17 protein-coding genes are annotated in these 17,342 nt (G+C 64.8%); 13 read left to right on the top strand and 4 right to left on the bottom strand.

The window, feature by feature from the left end:
- The first annotated feature begins 107 nt into the window (after positions 1-107).
- Positions 108-2,492 carry an acylase gene (locus ABIC76_RS14160; protein ID WP_354534362.1) on the top strand — a complete coding sequence of 795 codons (2,385 nt, stop codon included), beginning with the start codon at positions 108-110 and terminating at the stop codon, positions 2,490-2,492.
- A gap of 64 nt (positions 2,493-2,556) precedes the next feature.
- Here the strand turns inward: ABIC76_RS14160 and ABIC76_RS14155 are convergent, their stop codons facing one another.
- Positions 2,557-3,042 carry a YajQ family cyclic di-GMP-binding protein gene (locus tag ABIC76_RS14155; RefSeq protein ID WP_009241389.1) on the bottom strand — a complete coding sequence of 162 codons (486 nt, stop codon included), beginning with the start codon at positions 3,040-3,042 and terminating at the stop codon, positions 2,557-2,559.
- A gap of 105 nt (positions 3,043-3,147) precedes the next feature.
- On the opposite strand from ABIC76_RS14155, the gene murB reads away from it, so the two are divergent.
- The 3 genes from murB (at position 3,148) to argG (ending at position 6,128) form a co-directional block, all read left to right on the top strand.
- The gene (gene murB / locus ABIC76_RS14150) at positions 3,148-4,176 is read left to right on the top strand and encodes a UDP-N-acetylmuramate dehydrogenase (RefSeq protein WP_354534361.1); all 1,029 of its coding nucleotides are present in this window, start codon (positions 3,148-3,150) and stop codon (positions 4,174-4,176) included.
- A gap of 148 nt (positions 4,177-4,324) precedes the next feature.
- Positions 4,325-4,642, top strand: a complete 318-nt coding sequence (gene ppnP / locus ABIC76_RS14145; RefSeq protein ID WP_027680653.1) for a pyrimidine/purine nucleoside phosphorylase — start codon at positions 4,325-4,327, stop codon at positions 4,640-4,642.
- Between the two features lie 148 nt (positions 4,643-4,790).
- A complete protein-coding gene (gene argG / locus ABIC76_RS14140; RefSeq protein WP_012762767.1) occupies positions 4,791-6,128 on the top strand; it encodes an argininosuccinate synthase in 1,338 nt (445 codons plus the stop codon).
- A gap of 86 nt (positions 6,129-6,214) precedes the next feature.
- Here the strand turns inward: argG and argF are convergent, their stop codons facing one another.
- Positions 6,215-7,141: an ornithine carbamoyltransferase gene (gene argF, locus ABIC76_RS14135; protein WP_027680652.1), complete on the bottom strand. Its 927-nt coding sequence runs from the start codon at positions 7,139-7,141 to the stop codon at positions 6,215-6,217.
- 369 nt (positions 7,142-7,510) lie between these two features.
- Here argF and ABIC76_RS14130 point away from each other — a divergent pair, with 369 nt between their 5' ends.
- Entirely contained in the window at positions 7,511-7,834 is a 324-nt protein-coding gene (locus ABIC76_RS14130) for a DUF3579 domain-containing protein (protein WP_354534360.1), read from the top strand.
- Between the two features lie 143 nt (positions 7,835-7,977).
- Here ABIC76_RS14130 and rpsT read toward each other — a convergent pair whose 3' ends face one another.
- A complete protein-coding gene (gene rpsT, locus ABIC76_RS14125; protein WP_004631753.1) occupies positions 7,978-8,244 on the bottom strand; it encodes a 30S ribosomal protein S20 in 267 nt (88 codons plus the stop codon).
- Between the two features lie 315 nt (positions 8,245-8,559).
- On the opposite strand from rpsT, the gene murJ reads away from it, so the two are divergent.
- Complete coding sequence (murJ, locus tag ABIC76_RS14120; RefSeq protein WP_354534359.1) at positions 8,560-10,113, top strand: murein biosynthesis integral membrane protein MurJ; 1,554 nt, start codon at positions 8,560-8,562, stop codon at positions 10,111-10,113.
- Positions 10,113-10,958 (top strand): SirB1 family protein, encoded by an 846-nt coding sequence (locus tag ABIC76_RS14115; protein WP_027680649.1) that lies wholly within the window; start codon positions 10,113-10,115, stop codon positions 10,956-10,958. Before murJ ends, ABIC76_RS14115 begins: the two co-directional genes overlap by 1 nt.
- A 3-nt stretch (positions 10,959-10,961) precedes the next feature.
- Here ABIC76_RS14115 and ABIC76_RS14110 read toward each other — a convergent pair whose 3' ends face one another.
- Positions 10,962-11,606: a VTT domain-containing protein gene (locus ABIC76_RS14110; RefSeq protein WP_037027145.1), complete on the bottom strand. Its 645-nt coding sequence runs from the start codon at positions 11,604-11,606 to the stop codon at positions 10,962-10,964.
- Between the two features lie 125 nt (positions 11,607-11,731).
- Between ABIC76_RS14110 and mutL the strand changes: the two genes are divergently transcribed.
- From mutL to ABIC76_RS14080, 6 genes are all read left to right on the top strand, one after another.
- Positions 11,732-13,645 carry a DNA mismatch repair endonuclease MutL gene (gene mutL, locus ABIC76_RS14105; protein WP_332395074.1) on the top strand — a complete coding sequence of 638 codons (1,914 nt, stop codon included), beginning with the start codon at positions 11,732-11,734 and terminating at the stop codon, positions 13,643-13,645.
- Between the two features lie 6 nt (positions 13,646-13,651).
- Positions 13,652-14,623 (top strand): tRNA (adenosine(37)-N6)-dimethylallyltransferase MiaA, encoded by a 972-nt coding sequence (miaA, locus tag ABIC76_RS14100; RefSeq protein WP_102066718.1) that lies wholly within the window; start codon positions 13,652-13,654, stop codon positions 14,621-14,623.
- Positions 14,620-15,150, top strand: coding sequence for a GNAT family N-acetyltransferase (locus ABIC76_RS14095; RefSeq protein WP_354534358.1), 531 nt, complete (start codon positions 14,620-14,622; stop codon positions 15,148-15,150). Before miaA ends, ABIC76_RS14095 begins: the two co-directional genes overlap by 4 nt.
- 79 nt (positions 15,151-15,229) lie before the next feature.
- Complete coding sequence (locus ABIC76_RS14090) at positions 15,230-15,970, top strand: 2OG-Fe(II) oxygenase (protein WP_354534357.1); 741 nt, start codon at positions 15,230-15,232, stop codon at positions 15,968-15,970.
- 10 nt (positions 15,971-15,980) lie between these two features.
- Positions 15,981-16,637, top strand: a complete 657-nt coding sequence (gene alkB, locus ABIC76_RS14085; protein WP_354534356.1) for a DNA oxidative demethylase AlkB — start codon at positions 15,981-15,983, stop codon at positions 16,635-16,637.
- A gap of 15 nt (positions 16,638-16,652) precedes the next feature.
- On the top strand, positions 16,653-17,303 hold the full coding sequence (locus tag ABIC76_RS14080) for a DNA-3-methyladenine glycosylase family protein (protein WP_354534355.1): 651 nt from the start codon (positions 16,653-16,655) through the stop codon (positions 17,301-17,303).
- Positions 17,304-17,342 lie beyond the last annotated feature (39 nt).

The raw sequence follows: 17,342 nt of genomic DNA, 5'->3' as shown, positions 1-17,342 counted from the left end.
GGCGGGAATACCTCTTTCGAATCAGACCCGCCCGATTGACGATGCCGCGGTGGCTGCGCACAGACGCAACCGCCCATAACAACATCGACATCAGGAGACAACGCACGATGCAGCGATTCATGCAAGGATTCGCGCGCGGCGCGCTTGCCACGGCCGCGCTTGCGGCGCTGGCCGGCTGCGCAAGCACAGGCAGCGGCTGGGCCACGCCTTCGGACACCGGCCTCTCGGCTGACATCAGCCGCACCCGCTTCGGCATTCCGCACGTCCGCGCCCACGACTACGCGAGCCTCGGCTTCGGCATGGCCTACGCCTATGCGCAGGACAACGTCTGCCTGCTGGCCGACCAGGTCGTCACTGTCAACGGCGAACGTTCGAAGACATTCGGGCCGGACGGCACGGTCGTGGTGTCGTTCAAGCCGGTGCCGAACACCCAAGCCGACGCCTTCTTCAAGGGCGCATTCGACGAGGCTGGCCTGCGCGCCGGCTATGCACAGATGTCGCCCGAAGCGCGTGAACTGCTGCGCGGCTACATCGCCGGCTACAACCGCTATCTGAAAGACACGCCCCCCGCCAACCGCCCGGCCGCCTGCCGCAATGCCGACTGGGTGCGCCCGCTCACGGTGGCCGACATGATGCTGATGGGCGAAGAGAAAGCCATTCAGGCGAGCGCGGGCGCCATGCTGCAAAGCATCGTCGCAGCGCAGCCGCCGGGGGGCGCACCGGCATCGATAGTCATTCCACCGCATGCCGTCGACACCGCCGCGCTCGACCGCGATCTGCAGCTGCGCGACATGCCGATCGGCTCCAACGGCTGGGCCTTCGGCAAGACCGCCACGGATACGGGCCGCGGCGTGCTGCTCGGCAATCCACACTTCCCGTGGACGACCACCAACCGCTTCTACCAGGTCCACCTGACCGTGCCGGGCAAGCTGGACGTGATGGGCGCCTCGATCGCCGCCTTCCCTGTCGTCAGCATCGGCTTCAACAAAGACGTGGCGTGGACGCATACCGTCTCCACCGGCCGCCGCTTTACGCTGTTCGAGCTGAAGCTGGCCGAAGGCGACCCGACCACCTACCTCATCGACGGCAAGCCCCACAAGATGACCACGCGCACCGTGGCCTTTGACGTGAAGCTGCCGGACGGTCGCATCGAGCGCCGCACGCACACCTTCTACAACACGGTGTACGGGCCGGTGCTGTCGATGCCCGCCGGTGGCATGCCGTGGACCTCGCAGAAGGCCTACTCGCTGCGCGACGTCAATCGCAACAACACGCGCTCCGTCGATACGTGGCTGCATATCGCGCAGGCCAAGGATGTGGCGGGTATCCGGCAGGCCATCGGCAATCTCGGCATTCCCTGGGTGAACACGATCGCCACAGACCGCAACGGCCGTGCGCTGTTTGCCGATGTGTCGACCACGCCGGACGTGTCGACCGAAGCGCTCAAGCGCTGCGCGCCGTCGCCGCTCGCAGACAAGCTCTTCAAGGGCGTGGGCCTCGTGCTGCTCGACGGTTCACGCAGCGCGTGCAACTGGCAGGTCGACCCCGCATCGCCGGTGCCGGGCCTGGTGGCGCCCGCGCGCATGCCCGTGCTGGAGCGTGATGACTACGTCGCCAACAGCAACGACAGCTCGTGGCTGACCAACCCGGCGCAGAAGCTCACGGGCTTCTCGCCGGTGATGGGCTCGACCGACGTGCCGCAACGCCTGCGCACCCGCATCGGCATCATCGAAATCGAGCGTCGCCTCGCCGGGACAGATGGGCTGCCGGGTAACAAGGTGAACCTGCCGAACCTGCAGGCGATGATCTTCCGCAATGCCAACCTCGCCGGCCACCTCGTGCGCGACGATCTGCTGGCCGCCTGCAAAGCCACGGCAAACCTTGACACCGACGTGCGCGACGGTTGCGCTGCCCTGGCGCAATGGAACCTCACAGACAACGTCGACGCGCGCGCCGCGCATGTGTTCCGCGAGTTCTGGATGCGCGCCAAGGACATCCCCAATGTCTACGCGGTCGACTTCAACCCGGCGGATCCTGTCTACACGCCGCGCAGCCTGCGCATGAGCGACCCCACCGTACGCGCGGCCGTGTTCAAAGCGTTGAAGGACGCCGTGGGCGCCGTCCGCACCGCCGGCTTTGCGCTCGACGCACCGCTGGGTACGGTTCAGGCGGCACACGCACCGGGCGGCGACATCGCCCTGCACGGCGGCGAGGAGTACGAAGGCGTGCTGAACAAGCTGCAAAGCACGCCGATCGGGCCCAGGGGCTTGCAGGTGTATTTCGGCACGAGCTATATCCAGACCGTGACGTTCGACGATCAGGGCCCGGTGGCGGATGCGCTTCTGACCTACGGTGAATCGACCGACCCGGCCTCGCCGCATGCGTTCGACCAGATGCGCGAGTTTTCGGCCAAGCGCTGGAACCGGTTGCCGTTCTCGGAAGCCGCCATCGCCGCCGATCCGGCACTGAAGGTGACCAAGCTGTCGCAATAAAGTGCGTCACCACCAATGCAAACGCCCCGCTCGTGCGGGGCGTTTTGCCTAGAAGCGTGCGGATTCAGTCGCGGAAGTTGTTGAAATCCAGCGGCGTATCGCTCACGTCCTTGCGCAGCATGGCGATCACGCTTTGCAGGTCATCGCGCTTGGCGCCGGTCACGCGCACCGCATCGCCCTGGATGCTCGCCTGCACCTTGATCTTGCTGTCCTTGATCGTCTTGACGATCTTCTTGGCCAGGTCGCCCGAGACGCCCTTCTTGATCTTGACGACCTGCTTCATCTTGTCGCCGCCGATCTTTTGCTTGTCCTGGTAGTCCAGGAAGCGCACGTCGACGTTGCGCTTGGCAAGCTTGTTCATCAGCACGTCGTTGACCTGACCGATCTTGAAATCGTCGTCGGCAAACAGCGTGAGTTCCTGCTCCTTGTGCTCGACGCGGGAGTCGGAGCCCTTGAAGTCGAATCGCGTCGAAATTTCTTTGTTGGCCTGTTCCACGGCGTTCTTCACTTCCACCATGTTGGCTTCGCATACCACGTCAAACGACGGCATCGTGTTCTCCTTGCAGACTTGAATCGGGTTGCTGCGGCGTCTCTGTGCGGGGGCCGCGTGCGCCATGGCTTCTATAATCCCGGCTTTCCCAGCAGATTTGGCGCCATGGCGTTGCTCGACACGCATTATCCCCTAGGCCAGCACAACACGTTCCGTTTCGAGTCCACTGCGCGCTATGCCGCCCACGTTCGCACGCCGGACGACATTCCCGCCGCGCTGGCCGACGCGCGCGTGCAGGGCTTGCCGGTGCTGGTGCTGGGCGGTGGCAGCAATGTCGTGCTCACACGCGATTTCGAAGGCCTGGTGTTGCTGATGGAGATTCCGGGCATCGCCACCGGTCGAAGCATGGTCGATGGCCGCGCAGTCCACACCGTCACCGCAGGCGCCGGCGAATCGTGGCATGGCTTGGTCGCCCACACGGTGGCGCATGGCTTGCCTGGGCTGGAAAACCTCGCGCTGATTCCGGGCACGGTGGGCGCCGCGCCCATCCAGAACATTGGCGCATACGGCGTCGAGATCAAGGACCGGTTCCACTTGCTGCGCGCCTACGACCGCCACGCCGGCGAATTCGTCACCCTCACCGCCACCGATTGCGCCTTCGGCTATCGCGACAGCCTCTTCAAGCGTGCCGGCGCCGATCGCTACGTCATCACCGAGGTCACCTTCGCCCTGCCGGCCGATTGGCAGCCCGACACGCATTACGCCGAACTCGCGCGCGAGCTGTCCGCGCAACACATCGCCAGCCCAACGGCGCAGGACATCTTCGATGCGGTGGTCGCCATCCGCCGCCGCAAGCTGCCCGACCCGGCCGAGATCGGCAACGCCGGCAGCTTCTTCAAGAACCCCATCGTCGATGCCGCCACGCGCGATGCCCTCGCCGAGCGTTTCCCGAATCTGGTCGGATATGTGCAACCCGACGGCACGTACAAGCTCGCCGCCGGCTGGTTGATCGATCAGTGCGGCTTCAAGGGCCGGCAGAGCGGCGCGGTGGGTGTATACGAAAAACAGGCGCTGGTGCTGGTGCACCGTGGCGGCGGCAGCGCGGTCCAGTTGATGACGCTGGCGCGCGAAATCCAGGACGCGGTTCATGCACGCTTTGGCGTGCGCATCGAACCTGAGCCCGTCGTGGTGTAGACAGGCGGCCGGAGGGGCGCGCGGGGCATCTTGCGCCACATGCAGCGTGTCTGGATTCGCGCAGCCCCTGCCAGACGTACCCGCGGTCGATCCAATGGCCTAAAATGGCTGGTTTGACCCCACGACCTCCCTTTTTGCGTTCCATTTCATGACCACCGAAACCTTTGACGGCGTCCGCCTGACCACCAAGGCCAATGTGTACTTTGACGGAAAGTGCGTCAGCCACAGCTTTACCCTGCCCGACGGCACCAAGAAGTCCGTGGGCGTGGTGCTGCCGGCCACGCTGACCTTCGGCACGGCCGCGGCCGAGATCATGGAATGCGTGGGCGGTTCGTGCGAATACAAGCTCGACGGCACCGATGAATGGAAGACGTCCGGCGCAGGCGAAAGCTTCCAGGTTCCGGCCAACTCGAAGTTCGACATTCGGGTGACCGAGGCCTACCACTACATCTGCCACTACGCCTGAACCTGCCCAGGATCCTACTGCGCGGCTCGATCTTGACCTTGTGATGCTCGCCGTACCCGTGTACGGCTGCGCTTCTCAGGCCAACCTCGAACCGCTCGCTACGGATTCTGAACAGGTTCACAGAACTGAAAGACTGAAGAGACACACCATGGAAACCATCCTGCAACACGTTCCCGTCGGCCAGAAGGTCGGCATTGCCTTCTCGGGCGGTCTCGATACCAGCGCTGCGCTGCGCTGGATGAAGAACAAGGGCGCGCTGCCCTATGCCTACACCGCCAATCTCGGCCAGCCCGACGAGGAAGACTACGATGCCATCCCGCGCAAGGCCATGGAGTACGGTGCAGAGAAGGCCCGCCTGATCGACTGCCGCCCGCAACTGGCCAATGAAGGCATTGCCGCTATCCAATCCGGCGCGTTCCACATCAGCACTGGCGGCATTACGTACTTCAACACCACGCCGCTGGGCCGCGCCGTGACCGGCACCATGCTGGTCGCCGCCATGAAGGAAGACGACGTCAACATCTGGGGCGACGGCTCGACCTTCAAGGGCAACGACATCGAGCGCTTCTACCGCTACGGCCTGCTGACCAACCCGGCACTGAAGATCTACAAGCCCTGGCTGGACCAGGCCTTCATCGACGAACTCGGCGGCCGCGCCGAAATGTCGGCGTTCATGACCAAGGAAGGTTTCGGCTACAAGATGAGCGCCGAGAAGGCCTACTCGACGGACAGCAACATGCTTGGGGCTACGCACGAAGCCAAGGATCTGGAGCACCTGAACAGCGGCATCCGCATCGTCAATCCGATCATGGGCGTGGCGTTCTGGAAGCCGGAAGTCGAGGTCAAGGCGGAAGAAGTGTCGGTCACGTTCGACGAAGGCCGCCCGGTCGCCGTCAACGGCCGCGAAATCGCCGACCCGGTGGAGATGTTCCTGGAGCTGAACCGCATCGGCGGCCGTCACGGCCTGGGCATGAGCGACCAGATCGAGAACCGCATCATCGAAGCCAAGAGCCGCGGCATCTACGAAGCCCCGGGGATGGCGCTGCTGCACATCGCCTACGAGCGCCTCGTGACCGGCATCCACAACGAAGACACCATCGAGCAGTACCGCATCAACGGCCTGCGCCTGGGCCGTCTGCTGTACCAGGGCCGCTGGTTCGACCCGCAAGCGATCATGCTGCGCGAAACCGCCCAGCGCTGGGTGGCCCGCGCCGTGACCGGCACCGTCACGCTGGAGCTGCGCCGCGGCAACGACTACTCGATCCTGAACACCGAGTCGCCCAACCTGACCTACGCGCCGGAGCGTCTGTCGATGGAGAAGGTGGAAGACGCGCCGTTCAGCCCGGCCGACCGTATCGGCCAACTGACCATGCGTAACCTCGACCTGATGGACACGCGCGACAAGCTGGCCATCTATTCGAAGGCCGGCTTGCTGTCGCTGGGCACCGCCAACGCGCTGCCCCAACTCGACGGCGGCAAGAAGTAACTGCCTGCCGCATCAAGGCAAAAAGGCCGCTCCGACGTCAATCGGAGCGGCCTTTTTTATGCCTGCAGATTGGGGCGGCTGCGCGCTCAATAACGACCGCAGAGCAGGTATTCCATCAGCGCCTTCTGCACGTGCAGACGGTTTTCCGCCTCGTCCCACACGACGCTCTGCTTGCCGTCGATGACGGCCGCTTCGACTTCCTCGCCGCGGTGTGCGGGCAGGCAGTGCATGAACAGCGCATCGGGTTGTGCGCGCTGCATCATCGCCTCGGTGACCATCCAGTCGCCAAAGGCCTTCTTGCGCGCTTCGTTCTCGGCTTCGTAGCCCATGCTGGTCCACACGTCGGTGGTCACCAGATGCGCGCCGTCGCAGGCCTCGAGCGGGCTTTCGAACACATGGACGAACGGCAAAGCGGAATCGGCCACCATGGCCGGATCCAGCTGATAGCCCTTCGGCGCAGAAAAATGGAAGCGGAAACCGAGGATCTCAGCCGCCTGGATCCACGTGTAGGCCATGTTGTTGGCATCGCCCACCCAAGTGACGGTCTTGCCCTTGATCGGGCCGCGGTGCTCGATGAAGGTGAAGATGTCGGCCAGCACCTGGCACGGGTGGTATTCGTTGGTCAGCCCGTTGATGACCGGCACGCGCGAATGCGCGGCAAAGCGTTCGATGATCTCCTGCCCGAACGTGCGGATCATGATGATGTCGGTCATGCGGGAGATGACCTGCGCTGCGTCTTCGATCGGCTCACCGCGTCCCAACTGGGAATCGCGCGTGTTGAGGAAGACCGCGTGGCCGCCGAGCTGGTGAATGCCAGCTTCGAACGACAGGCGCGTACGCGTGGAATTCTTCTCGAAGATCATGGCCAGCGTGCGGTCGTGCAGCGGGTGCCACGTCTCGTAGTTCTTGAACTTGGCCTTGAGGATCGCGGAACGGTCCAGCAGGTATTCGTACTCTTCCAGCGAAAAGTCCTTGAACTGCAGGTAGTGCTTGATCGAGCTTGGTGGGTTCATAAAACAACGAAGGCGGCCCGCAGAAGACGCACCGGGAACATCCCGTAGCACGTCGCCCTAGCCGCCTTGCCTGTTGAAGATTCAGCCCATCATACGGGATCGCCACCGGTTTGGCGAGTTTCGTGCCTACGCGCGCCCGCTACCATAAAGGCCTGGCTGAAAGGCCGATGAAAGTCTTATATAAGATATAATACTGGCTGCCTCGGATGCCCCAACCGTCCGCACACCGGTACGACAAACCGGTCTGTCCGGTTCACGAATCGGCAACCAGGCAGGCGCATCATCCGCACCACAAGTGCACCCCGTTCGAACGTTGCGGCACCCGCACGGTCGAAGTCGTTTGCAAATCTCCACAGCCCCACGCAGTCCATGGCAGCCAACCCTCGCCAATTCTTTATCCAGGGCGTCACCCGCGACGGAAAAACGTTCCGCCCGAGCGACTGGGCCGATCGGCTGTGCGGTGTGATGGCGCAGTTCCGCCCTGCCGGCGATTCCGGAGATCCCCGCTTCACCTACTCCCCGTATGTGCGCCCCGTCATGTCGGGCGGCATCCGCAGCGTGTTCGTCGACGAGCGCTTGCGCGACATCGAACCCAAGGCGCTGGATTTCGTGCTGAACTTCGCGCACGACAACAATCTCCAGCTCGTGGAAGCCTGCATCCTGCCGGAAGGCGGCGCTGCCGCGAAAAGCTAATTCTCTCCAGTTCGTCCGATGCAGCGCCTCGCACATTGCGGGCGCACAGAACGCAAAAAGCCCGTCCGAAGACGGGCTTTTTTATCGTCGGAGCGCGACGTTGCGTGTCGCGCCATGCCGGCCTGGGCCGGCATCACCCGAACTTAGGCAGCCATTGCCTTGATGGCAGCGGACAGACGCGACTTGGCGCGTGCAGCCTTGTTCTTGTGGACGATCTTCTTGTCAGCGATGCTGTCGATCGTGCTTTGGGCGGTCTTGAATGCAGCAGCAGCGGCAGTCTTGTCGCCAGCAGCCACAGCCTTGCGGACGCCCTTGATTGCGGTACGCAGACGCGAGCGCAGAGCCGAGTTGTGAGCGTTTTGAACGACGGCTTGGCGTGCGCGCTTGCGTGCTTGTGCGGTGTTTGCCATGGAAAAATCCCTGAAGAAACGGTAGCAAGCGCCCCGGGAGACACGGAAGGCCGAAGCGCGCAAATTGGTGAAAGACGGCAATTATACGCAGACTTCGGCCCTCAACGCAAACCCTGTTGTGAAATCGCCCGGATAGCCGCAGTTTGCGGCTTTTGCGGCACTTTTGGGCGCGTGGCGGGCCGGTCCCTATAATACGGCCGCAATTGTGCCTTCCGGTCACGTTCGTCACGCCGGGCGCGAACCCCGCATGGCGCCGTCGGTCAGACCGCCATCGCCGTGTTTGCCTCCCAGGCGGCGCCCAACCACGCATTCATCTTGAATCTCCTCAAAACCCTCGCCACGATCAGCGGCCTGACGATGCTCTCGCGCATCACGGGGCTCGTTCGCGAGACGCTGATCGCCCGCGCCTTCGGTGCCTCGGTCTACACCGACGCCTTCAACGTCGCCTTCCGCATTCCCAACCTGCTGCGTCGGCTGTCCGCCGAGGGCGCGTTCTCGCAAGCGTTCGTGCCGATCCTGGGGGAATTCAAGAACCGCCAGGGCGAAGCCGAAACACGTGCGCTGGTCGACTCCGTGGCCACGGTGATGACGTGGTTCCTGGTGATCATCTCGGCGTTGGGCGTGATTGGCGCGCCGTTGATCGTCACCGCGGTCGCTACCGGCTTCAAGGAGCACGAGAGCCAGGCGTACATCTCGGCGATCTTCATGACGCGCGTGATGTTTCCGTACATCGGGCTGGTGTCGTTGGTGGCGTTGGCATCGGGCATTCTGAATACGTGGCGGCAGTTCGCGGTGCCGGCTTTTACGCCGGTGCTGCTGAACCTGTCGTTCATCGTGGCAGCGGTGTTTGTGGCGCCGCACCTTGAGACGCCGATCTACGCCCAGGCCTACGCGGTGATGGTGGGCGGCATCCTGCAGCTCGCCATTCAGATCCCGTCGCTGCGCAAGATCGAGATGCTGCCGCGCGTGTCGTTCAACGTGCGGGCGGCGTGGCATCACCCGGGCGTGCGGCGCGTGCTCAAGCAGATGTTGCCGGCAACGCTATCGGTGTCCGTCGCGCAGATCAGCCTGATCATCAACACCAACATTGCGTCGCGCCTGCCCACGGGCAGCGTCTCGTGGCTGAACTACGCAGACCGGCTGATGGAATTCCCGACCGCGCTGCTTGGCGTGGCGCTCGGGACGATCCTGCTGCCCAGCCTGTCGAAGGCCAGCGCCGAGAACAACCGTGAAGAGTACTCATCGCTGCTCGACTGGGGCCTGCGGCTCACCGTGCTGCTGGCGGTGCCGTCTGCGGTGGGGCTGTTCGTGTTTGGCGCACCGCTCACGGCCACGCTATTCCACTACGGCAAATTCACCGGCATGGACGTCGAGATGACGCGCCAGGCGCTGACGTCGTACGGCGTGGGCCTGATCGGACTGATCGTCATCAAGATCCTGGCGCCGGGCTTCTATGCGCGGCAGGACATTCGCACGCCGGTGAAGATTGCGCTGGTGGTGCTGGTGGCGACGCAGTTGTCCAACTATGTCTTTGTGCCGATTTTCGGGCACGCGGGGCTGGCGCTGTCGATCAGCTTTGGCGCGACTATCAATGCGGCGCTGCTGTTCTTCGGCCTGCGCCGGCGCGGTTATTACCATCCGCTGCCGGGCTGGGGGCTGTTCATCGCGCAGGTGATGGCGGCGGTATTGCTGCTGGCCGGGGCGCTGCTGTGGCTCGCCCACAATTTCGATTGGGTGGGACTGGGCGCCAAGCCGCTTGTGCGCATCGCGCTGCTCGGGGCAAGCCTGGTCCTGTGCGCGGTGGTCTATTTCGGTACACTGTGGCTCACCGGATTGAAGTTCTCCACGTTCCGAAAAAAGGCCATCTGATGACCACTAAAGTCCTCGATTATTTTTCGGCCCTGGTCGCGGACGACGACAGCATCCCCCTCACAGAAACCGCCCTGTCGATTGCGCAGGACGCGTATCCGGATCTGGACCTGCAAGCCGAGCTGGCCGCCATTGACGTGCTCGTCGCGCGGATCAAAAACCGCATCGCCGACGGCACGCCGGCCATCCAGCGCCTGCGCCTGCTCAATCAGTTCTTCTATCGCGAGCTGGGCTTCGGGCCCAATGCAAACGATTACTACGATCCCGAGAACTCCTATCTGAATGCCGTGCTGCAAAGCCGGCGCGGCATTCCGATCTCGTTGGCGGTGCTGCTGATGGAGATCGGCCAGCAGATCGGCCTGCCGCTCAAGGGCGTGTCTTTCCCCAACCACTTCCTGGTGCGCATGAGCATTCCTGCGGGCGAGGTGGTGCTCGATCCGCTGACGGGGCAGACGCTGTCGAAGGAAGAGTTGCAGGACATGCTCGACCCGTACCTGGAAAAGGAAGGCATCGAAGATCCGAACACGGTGCCGCTCGGGGTGTTCCTGCAAGTGGCCACGCACCGCGAGATCATCGCGCGCATGCTGCGCAATCTGAAGGCGATCTACCTGCAGGAATCGCGCTGGCAGCGCCTGCTGGCGGTGCAGCAGCGGCTGGTGATTTTGCTGCCCGATTCAATCGAGGAAGTGCGCGACCGGGGGTTGGCCTACGCCAACCTGGAGTGCTTCCGGCCCGCGCTGGAAGATCTGGAAGCCTACGTGGATGCCCGGCCGGACGCAGCCGACACGGCCAAGCTCAAGGAGCGCATGCCGACGCTGCGCGCCATGAGCAAGCACTTGAATTGACGCCTACTTCGGCGCCACGCCGCGACGGCGCTTGAGCAGCTTCCACAGCCCGCCCAGCGCCAGCGGCACGATCGCCGCGCCCAGGCCGATCAGCACGATCGTGTTCAGGTGATCACGAATCACCGGCACATTACCGAAGGCCTCGCCTGACAGCACCAGGATCGCGACCCACAGCACGGCGCCGATCATGTTGAAGAGCTGGAACTTCGCGAACGTCATCTTCGACACGCCCGCCACAAACGGCGCGAACGTGCGCACCACCGGGATGAAGCGCGCCATCACCAGCGTCTTGCCGCCGTGGCGCTCATAGAAGCCGTGGGTCTTCATCAGCGCTTCGTGATCGAGGAAGCGGATGTGACCGTCGAATACCTTGGGACCGATCCAGGAGCCGACGAAATAGTTGACGGTGTTGCCCGTCGTCGCGGCAATCACCAGCAGCACGATGAGCAGCCAGGCGTCCATCTGGCCCGTGGCGCACATGGCGCCAGCAATGAACAGCAGCGTGTCGCCCGGCAGAAAAGGCAGCACCACGAGGCCGGTTTCGGCAAACACGATGGCGAACAGCAGCACGTAGACCCACGCGCCGTATTGCTGAATCAGCAAGCCCAACGACTTGTCGACATGCAACACGATGTCGACCAATTGCATCACGATATCCAAACCTTCCCCCTGAACGAGCGGGAAATGATACCGGATGTGACTTAGATTTCCCCTTGCCCTTGGCGGGGCTTGCGGCAGTGCGCCGCACAGGGCGTGACATTTATAATGCCGCGATGACTTCCGCCTCGACTTCCCGCCGCCCCATCCGCCCCCTTCCCGACCAGCTGATCAGCCAGATCGCAGCCGGCGAGGTGGTCGAACGGCCTGCGTCCGTGGTCAAGGAGCTGCTGGAAAACGCGCTGGATGCCGGCGCCACGCAGCTGCAGATCAAGCTGGAGGAAGGCGGCGTGCGGCGCATTGCCATTACCGACAACGGCGGCGGCATTCCGGCCGACGAACTGCCCGTCGCGCTGATGCGGCATGCGACGAGCAAGATCGGCTCGCTGGAAGAGCTGGAATCGGTGGCGACGCTCGGCTTCCGGGGCGAGGCGCTGGCCTCGATTGCCTCGGTGGCGGAATTGACGCTCACGTCGCGCACGGCCAACGATGCCCACGCCACGCAGATCATTGCGCAAACGGGGCGAGCGCAGCCCGCCTCGGGCGGTGTCGGCACCACGGTCGACGTGCAGCATCTGTACTTCAACACGCCGGCGCGCCGCAAATTCCTGAAGACCGAGCAGACCGAGCTGGGCCACTGCATGGAGGTGATCCGCCGCACCGCGCTGGCGCGGCCCGACGTGGCCATCTCCGTGCATCACAACGGCAAGCCGCTGGAGCATTGGAACGCCACGCAGGCGGATTCCCGATCGGCGGCCGTGCTCGGCACCGAATTCGCCCGCGCGCGCCTGCCGTTCGAAGAATCCGCCGGCGAGCTGCGCCTGTTCGGCTTTGCCGGCCTGCCGACCGCGTCGCGCGGCCGGGCCGATCATCAGTTCTTCTACGTCAACGGCCGCTTCGTGCGCGATCGCTTGCTCACGCACGCCGTGCGCAGCGCCTATGAAGATGTGCTGCACGGCGACCGCTTCCCCGCCTACGTGCTGTGCCTCGAGTTGCCGCCCGAAGCGGTGGACGTCAACGTGCATCCGTCCAAGATCGAGGTGCGCTTCCGCGACAGCCGCGCGGTGCACCAGTTCGTCTATCACGCGGTGCAACGCGCCCTCTCCCGCCACGCCGGCGAACAGGGCGACAGCCTGCGCACCGACATCGCCGATGCGCCGGAGGTTGCGGGCGTCACGACGGCGCCCTCGCCCGCCGACAACACCACGCGCTGGATCAACCAGATGGCCGCGCGACAGACGTCGCTCGGCATTGCGCAGCCGCGTGCGGAATACCTGTCGATGATGCGCGGCGATAGCGCGCCCATGCCGTCGAGCCGCCCGGCCTGGATGACCGATGTGGCGAGCGCCGCGACGTTGTTCGACGGCGGTACCGCAACTGCGCAAGCGCCTGTCGCCGTTGCGGAGCCGGCCGCTGTGCAGCACGCCGATGACGATGGCGACGATGCGCACCCGCTCGGCTTTGCCGTCGCTCAGTTGCACGGCATCTACGTGCTGGCGCAGAACACGCGCGGCATGGTGCTCGTCGACATGCATGCCGCACACGAACGCATCCTCTACGAACAGCTCAAGACCGCGCTGGAAGCCAGGCGCGTGGAAGTGCAGCCGCTGCTGATTCCGGTGACGTTTGCCGCGAGCCCGGTAGAGATCGGCACCGCAGAGGAGTTCCGCGACACGCTCACGCTCCTCGGCTTCGACATCTCCGCCGTGTCGCCGACCACGCTGGCCGTGCGATCGGTGCCCACGCTGCTGCAGAAGGCCGATGCGCAGGCGTTGGCCCGCGACGTGCTCCGCGATCTGCAGGCCTATGGCGGCTCGCGCGTGCTGGCCGAACGTCAGAACGAACTGCTGGCCACGCTGGCGTGCCACTCCGCCGTGCGTGCCAACCGCAGGTTGAATCTCGATGAGATGAACGCGCTGCTGCGCCAGATGGAAGCCACCGAACGCGCCGACCAATGCAACCACGGTCGCCCGACGTGGATCCAGCTCACCGTGGCTGACCTGGATCGCCTCTTCCTGCGTGGCCAGTAAGTTCCGATGACTGCGTCCGCTGCAAGCGCCCCGCGCGCGATTTGCCTGCTGGGCCCGACCGCGTCTGGCAAGACCGCCGCGGCATTGAAGCTGGCCGAGCGCTGGCCGGTCGAGATCATCAGCATGGATTCCGCGCTGGTGTATCGCGGCATGGACATCGGCACCGCCAAGCCCAGCGCCGAAGAACAAGCCATCGCGCCGCATCACCTGATCGACATCATCGATCCGCTCGATGCCTATTCCGCCGCGCAGTTTGCCAATGATGCGAATGCGCTGATCGACGCCATCCGCGCGCGCGGCCGGCTGCCGCTGATCGTCGGCGGCACGATGCTGTATTACAAGGCACTCACGCAAGGTCTCTCCGATTTGCCCGGCGCCGATCCCGCCATCCGCGCGGAGATCGATGCCGAAGCCGCCCGCGATGGCTGGCCGGCGCTGCACGCGAAACTGGCGCAGGTCGATCCGGTGACGGCTGCGCGACTGCACGCGACCGACGCACAGCGCATCCAGCGCGCGTTGGAGCTGTATCGGCTGACAGGCCAGCCGATGTCTGCCCTGCTCGCACGCGAGGTCGGCGCAAATGCATTCCAGCAACACGATGCGGCTGCGCCGTATCTGACGATTGCGCTGGAACCGTCCGACCGCCTCGTGCTGCATGCGCGCATCGCACAGCGCTTTGACGCGATGCTCGCCGGCGGCCTGCTCGACGAGGTGGAGGCCTTGCGCCGCCGCGGCGATCTTTCGCCCACGCTGCCGTCCATCCGCTGCGTCGGTTATCGCCAGGCGTGGGCGTACCTCGACGGCGAAATCGACATGACCGCCCTGCGCGAACAAGGCATCGCAGCCACGCGCCAGCTCTGCAAGCGCCAGATCACGTGGCTGCGCAGCACGCCCGAGCGGCACGTTGTCGACTGCCTCGCGCCCGATTACGTCGACCAGGTCGCGCGCCTGGTCCAAACCTCACTGGAATCGCAATGACGACGACTGACACCGCCACCACGTTCACGCTGCGCCCTGCCACGCCAGACGACTGCGCCTCGCTCGTTCGCCTGATCTCTGCGCTGGCCGAGTATGAAAAGCTCACGCACCTCGTGCAGACCACGCCCGAAGCGCTGGCGACGATGTTGTTCGGGCCGCGCCCGTATTGCGAGGCGGTGATGGCGGAAGTCGACGGCCGGGCCGTGGGCTTTGCGCTGTTCTTCCACAACTTCTCGACCTTCCTGTGCAAGCCGGGCCTGTACCTGGAAGACCTGTTCGTGGAGCCCGAATACCGCGGCCTGGGCATCGGCAAGGCACTCCTGATCCACCTGGCGCGCTTGGCGCAGGAGCGGGACTGCGGCCGCTTCGAATGGAGCGTGCTCGACTGGAATGCGCCCTCGATTGCTTTCTACGAAGCCATGGGCGCCGATGTGCTGCCCGAGTGGCGCATCTGCCGCGCCACCGGCGATGCGCTGACCAAGCTGGCCGCCACGACCATGCCCGCCAGCTTGGCCGCACAAGCCTGAATTTGACCGCAAGCTCCGGAGTGTCACGCGCACGCCGGTGAGCGTAGGCTTGGCATATCGAATCTCCGAAGGAGCGCATATGCCGCCTTCCACGGCCGCCGCGCATGTCAGCGCGGGGCACCGTCCCGATCTAGAGGGCGTCGACTGGCACGCCGTTGAAGACGCGCTCAACGATGTCGGCAGCGCCGTCTTGCCGAGCCTGCTGGACCACGACGCCTGTGACGTCCTGACCGCGCTGTACCCGCAGGACCGCCTGTACCGCTCGCGCGTGGTGATGGAGCGCCATGGCTTCGGGCGTGGCGAATACCAGTACTTTGCCTATCCGCTGCCGGACCTCATCGCGCAACTGCGCACGTCGCTTTATCCGCCGCTGGCGACCATCGCCAACCGCTGGAACCAAGCCATGGATATCGACGTGCGCTATCCGGCCAAACACGCCGATTTCCTGCGCCGCTGCCACGAAGCCGGCCAGCTGCGCCCCACGCCGCTGATCCTGCGATACGGCCCCAGCGACTACAACTGCCTGCATCAAGACCTCTATGGCGAGCACGTCTTCCCGCTGCAGGTCGCCATCCTCTTGTCGGAACCGGGCGTCGATTTCAGCGGCGGCGAGTTCGTCATGACGGAGCAGCGCCCGCGAATGCAGTCGCGGCCCGAGGTGGTGCCGTTGCGCAAAGGCGATGCGGTGGTCTTTGCGGTACACCATCGCCCCGTGCAGGGCACGCGCGGCACATACCGGGTGAACATGCGCCACGGCGTGAGCCGCCTGCGCTCGGGCCAACGGCATACTGTGGGGATCATCTTCCACGACGCGCTGTAGAGGCTTGACCATGACCACCGGCGATCTGTTTGCCGATCACGCACCCGCTGACGACGCGCGCATTGCGCTCGGCGAGGCGGCCTTTGTCCTGCGCGGCTTTGCGCTGTCGGAAGCGCCGGGCCTGATCACGGCTGTGGACGCCATCGCGCAGCAAGCCGCGTTTCGCCACATGGTCACGCCGGGCGGCTTCGAGATGTCGGTCGCACTCACCAACAGCGGCACACTGGGCTGGACCTCAGACCGCCGCGGCTACCGCTATGCCACGCTCGATCCGCTCACGGGAAACCCGTGGCCGCCGCTGCCCGACGCATTCGTGCGGCTGGCGCGCCACGCGGCCGCAGAAGCAGGCTTTCCGGGCTTTACGCCGGACGCCTGCCTCATCAACCGCTATGTGCCGGGCGCGCGCATGTCGCTGCATCAGGACAAAGACGAGCAGGACTACAGCGCTCCCATCGTCTCCGTGTCGCTCGGCATGCCGGCCGTCTTCCTGTTTGGCGGCCATCGCCGTGCCGACAAGGCGCAGCGCATTCCCCTGTTTCACGGTGATGTTGTCGTCTGGGGCGGCCCGGATCGCCTGCGCTACCACGGCGTCGCACCGCTCAAAGACCATCCGCACGCATCGCTGGGCAGCCAGCGCATCAACCTAACGTTCCGCAAGGCCGGCTGACCGACAATCCCGCGCATGACCATCACCGCAGACCTGTCCGAGAGCGCCTACCGGCAAGCCGAAACGTTTCTGGCGACGCTGGACGAAGACTGGGCGCGCCATGTCGCCGCCGTCGGGCCCTGCGGCCACGCCGCCAAGCCTGCGCGCGAGCCTTATGAAGCGCTGGTCCGCGCCATCGCCTATCAGCAGCTGCACGCCAAGGCGGGTGACGCTATCCTCGGCCGTTTCCTCGCGCTCTATCCGGCTGCTGCGTTTCCCGCGCCGCAACAGGTGCTCGACACGGACGAGGCAGCGCTGCGCGCGTGCGGCTTCTCTGCGACCAAACTGGCGACCATTCGCGGCATCGCCCAAGCCGCGCTCGACGGCGTCGTGCCCACGCGCGCGCAAGCGCTGGCCATGCGCGACGAAGCGCTCATCGAGCGGCTGGTGACACTGCGCGGAGTTGGCCGGTGGACGGTCGAAATGCTGCTGATCTACACGCTGGAGCGCTCCGACATCCTGCCCGCAGACGACTTCGGCGTACGCGATGGCTACCGCCGCCTGAAGCGGCTCGATGCCACGCCCACACGCCGGCAGATGGAGGCCATTGGTCTGGCGTGGAGCCCATATCGGACCATCGCGGCCTGGTATTTATGGCGGGTGCCCGCGAATGCCGCCCGCCCGTGAACGCGCAGAGGCGGGTGACGCCTGCGGCGTTTCGAATTT

Source organism: Ralstonia sp. 1138 (assembly GCF_040544795.1).
GTDB lineage: Bacteria > Pseudomonadota > Gammaproteobacteria > Burkholderiales > Burkholderiaceae > Ralstonia > Ralstonia flatus.
Note: the sequence above shows the minus strand (reverse complement) of the source record. Positions and strands in the feature narration are given on the sequence as shown.

Excerpts from the sequence above, each read along its gene's own strand:
- ABIC76_RS14160 (WP_354534362.1), top strand. The coding sequence starts at position 108 with ATGCAGCGATTCATGCAAGGATTCGCGCGCGGCGCGCTTGCCACGGCC.
- ABIC76_RS14155 (WP_009241389.1), bottom strand. The coding sequence starts at position 3,042 with ATGCCGTCGTTTGACGTGGTATGCGAAGCCAACATGGTGGAAGTGAAG.
- murB (WP_354534361.1), top strand. The coding sequence starts at position 3,148 with ATGGCGTTGCTCGACACGCATTATCCCCTAGGCCAGCACAACACGTTC.
- ppnP (WP_027680653.1), top strand. The coding sequence starts at position 4,325 with ATGACCACCGAAACCTTTGACGGCGTCCGCCTGACCACCAAGGCCAAT.
- argG (WP_012762767.1), top strand. The coding sequence starts at position 4,791 with ATGGAAACCATCCTGCAACACGTTCCCGTCGGCCAGAAGGTCGGCATT.
- argF (WP_027680652.1), bottom strand. The coding sequence starts at position 7,141 with ATGAACCCACCAAGCTCGATCAAGCACTACCTGCAGTTCAAGGACTTT.
- ABIC76_RS14130 (WP_354534360.1), top strand. The coding sequence starts at position 7,511 with ATGGCAGCCAACCCTCGCCAATTCTTTATCCAGGGCGTCACCCGCGAC.
- rpsT (WP_004631753.1), bottom strand. The coding sequence starts at position 8,244 with ATGGCAAACACCGCACAAGCACGCAAGCGCGCACGCCAAGCCGTCGTT.
- ABIC76_RS14115 (WP_027680649.1), top strand. The coding sequence starts at position 10,113 with ATGACCACTAAAGTCCTCGATTATTTTTCGGCCCTGGTCGCGGACGAC.
- ABIC76_RS14110 (WP_037027145.1), bottom strand. The coding sequence starts at position 11,606 with ATGCAATTGGTCGACATCGTGTTGCATGTCGACAAGTCGTTGGGCTTG.
- mutL (WP_332395074.1), top strand. The coding sequence starts at position 11,732 with ATGACTTCCGCCTCGACTTCCCGCCGCCCCATCCGCCCCCTTCCCGAC.
- miaA (WP_102066718.1), top strand. The coding sequence starts at position 13,652 with ATGACTGCGTCCGCTGCAAGCGCCCCGCGCGCGATTTGCCTGCTGGGC.
- ABIC76_RS14095 (WP_354534358.1), top strand. The coding sequence starts at position 14,620 with ATGACGACGACTGACACCGCCACCACGTTCACGCTGCGCCCTGCCACG.
- ABIC76_RS14090 (WP_354534357.1), top strand. The coding sequence starts at position 15,230 with ATGCCGCCTTCCACGGCCGCCGCGCATGTCAGCGCGGGGCACCGTCCC.
- alkB (WP_354534356.1), top strand. The coding sequence starts at position 15,981 with ATGACCACCGGCGATCTGTTTGCCGATCACGCACCCGCTGACGACGCG.
- ABIC76_RS14080 (WP_354534355.1), top strand. The coding sequence starts at position 16,653 with ATGACCATCACCGCAGACCTGTCCGAGAGCGCCTACCGGCAAGCCGAA.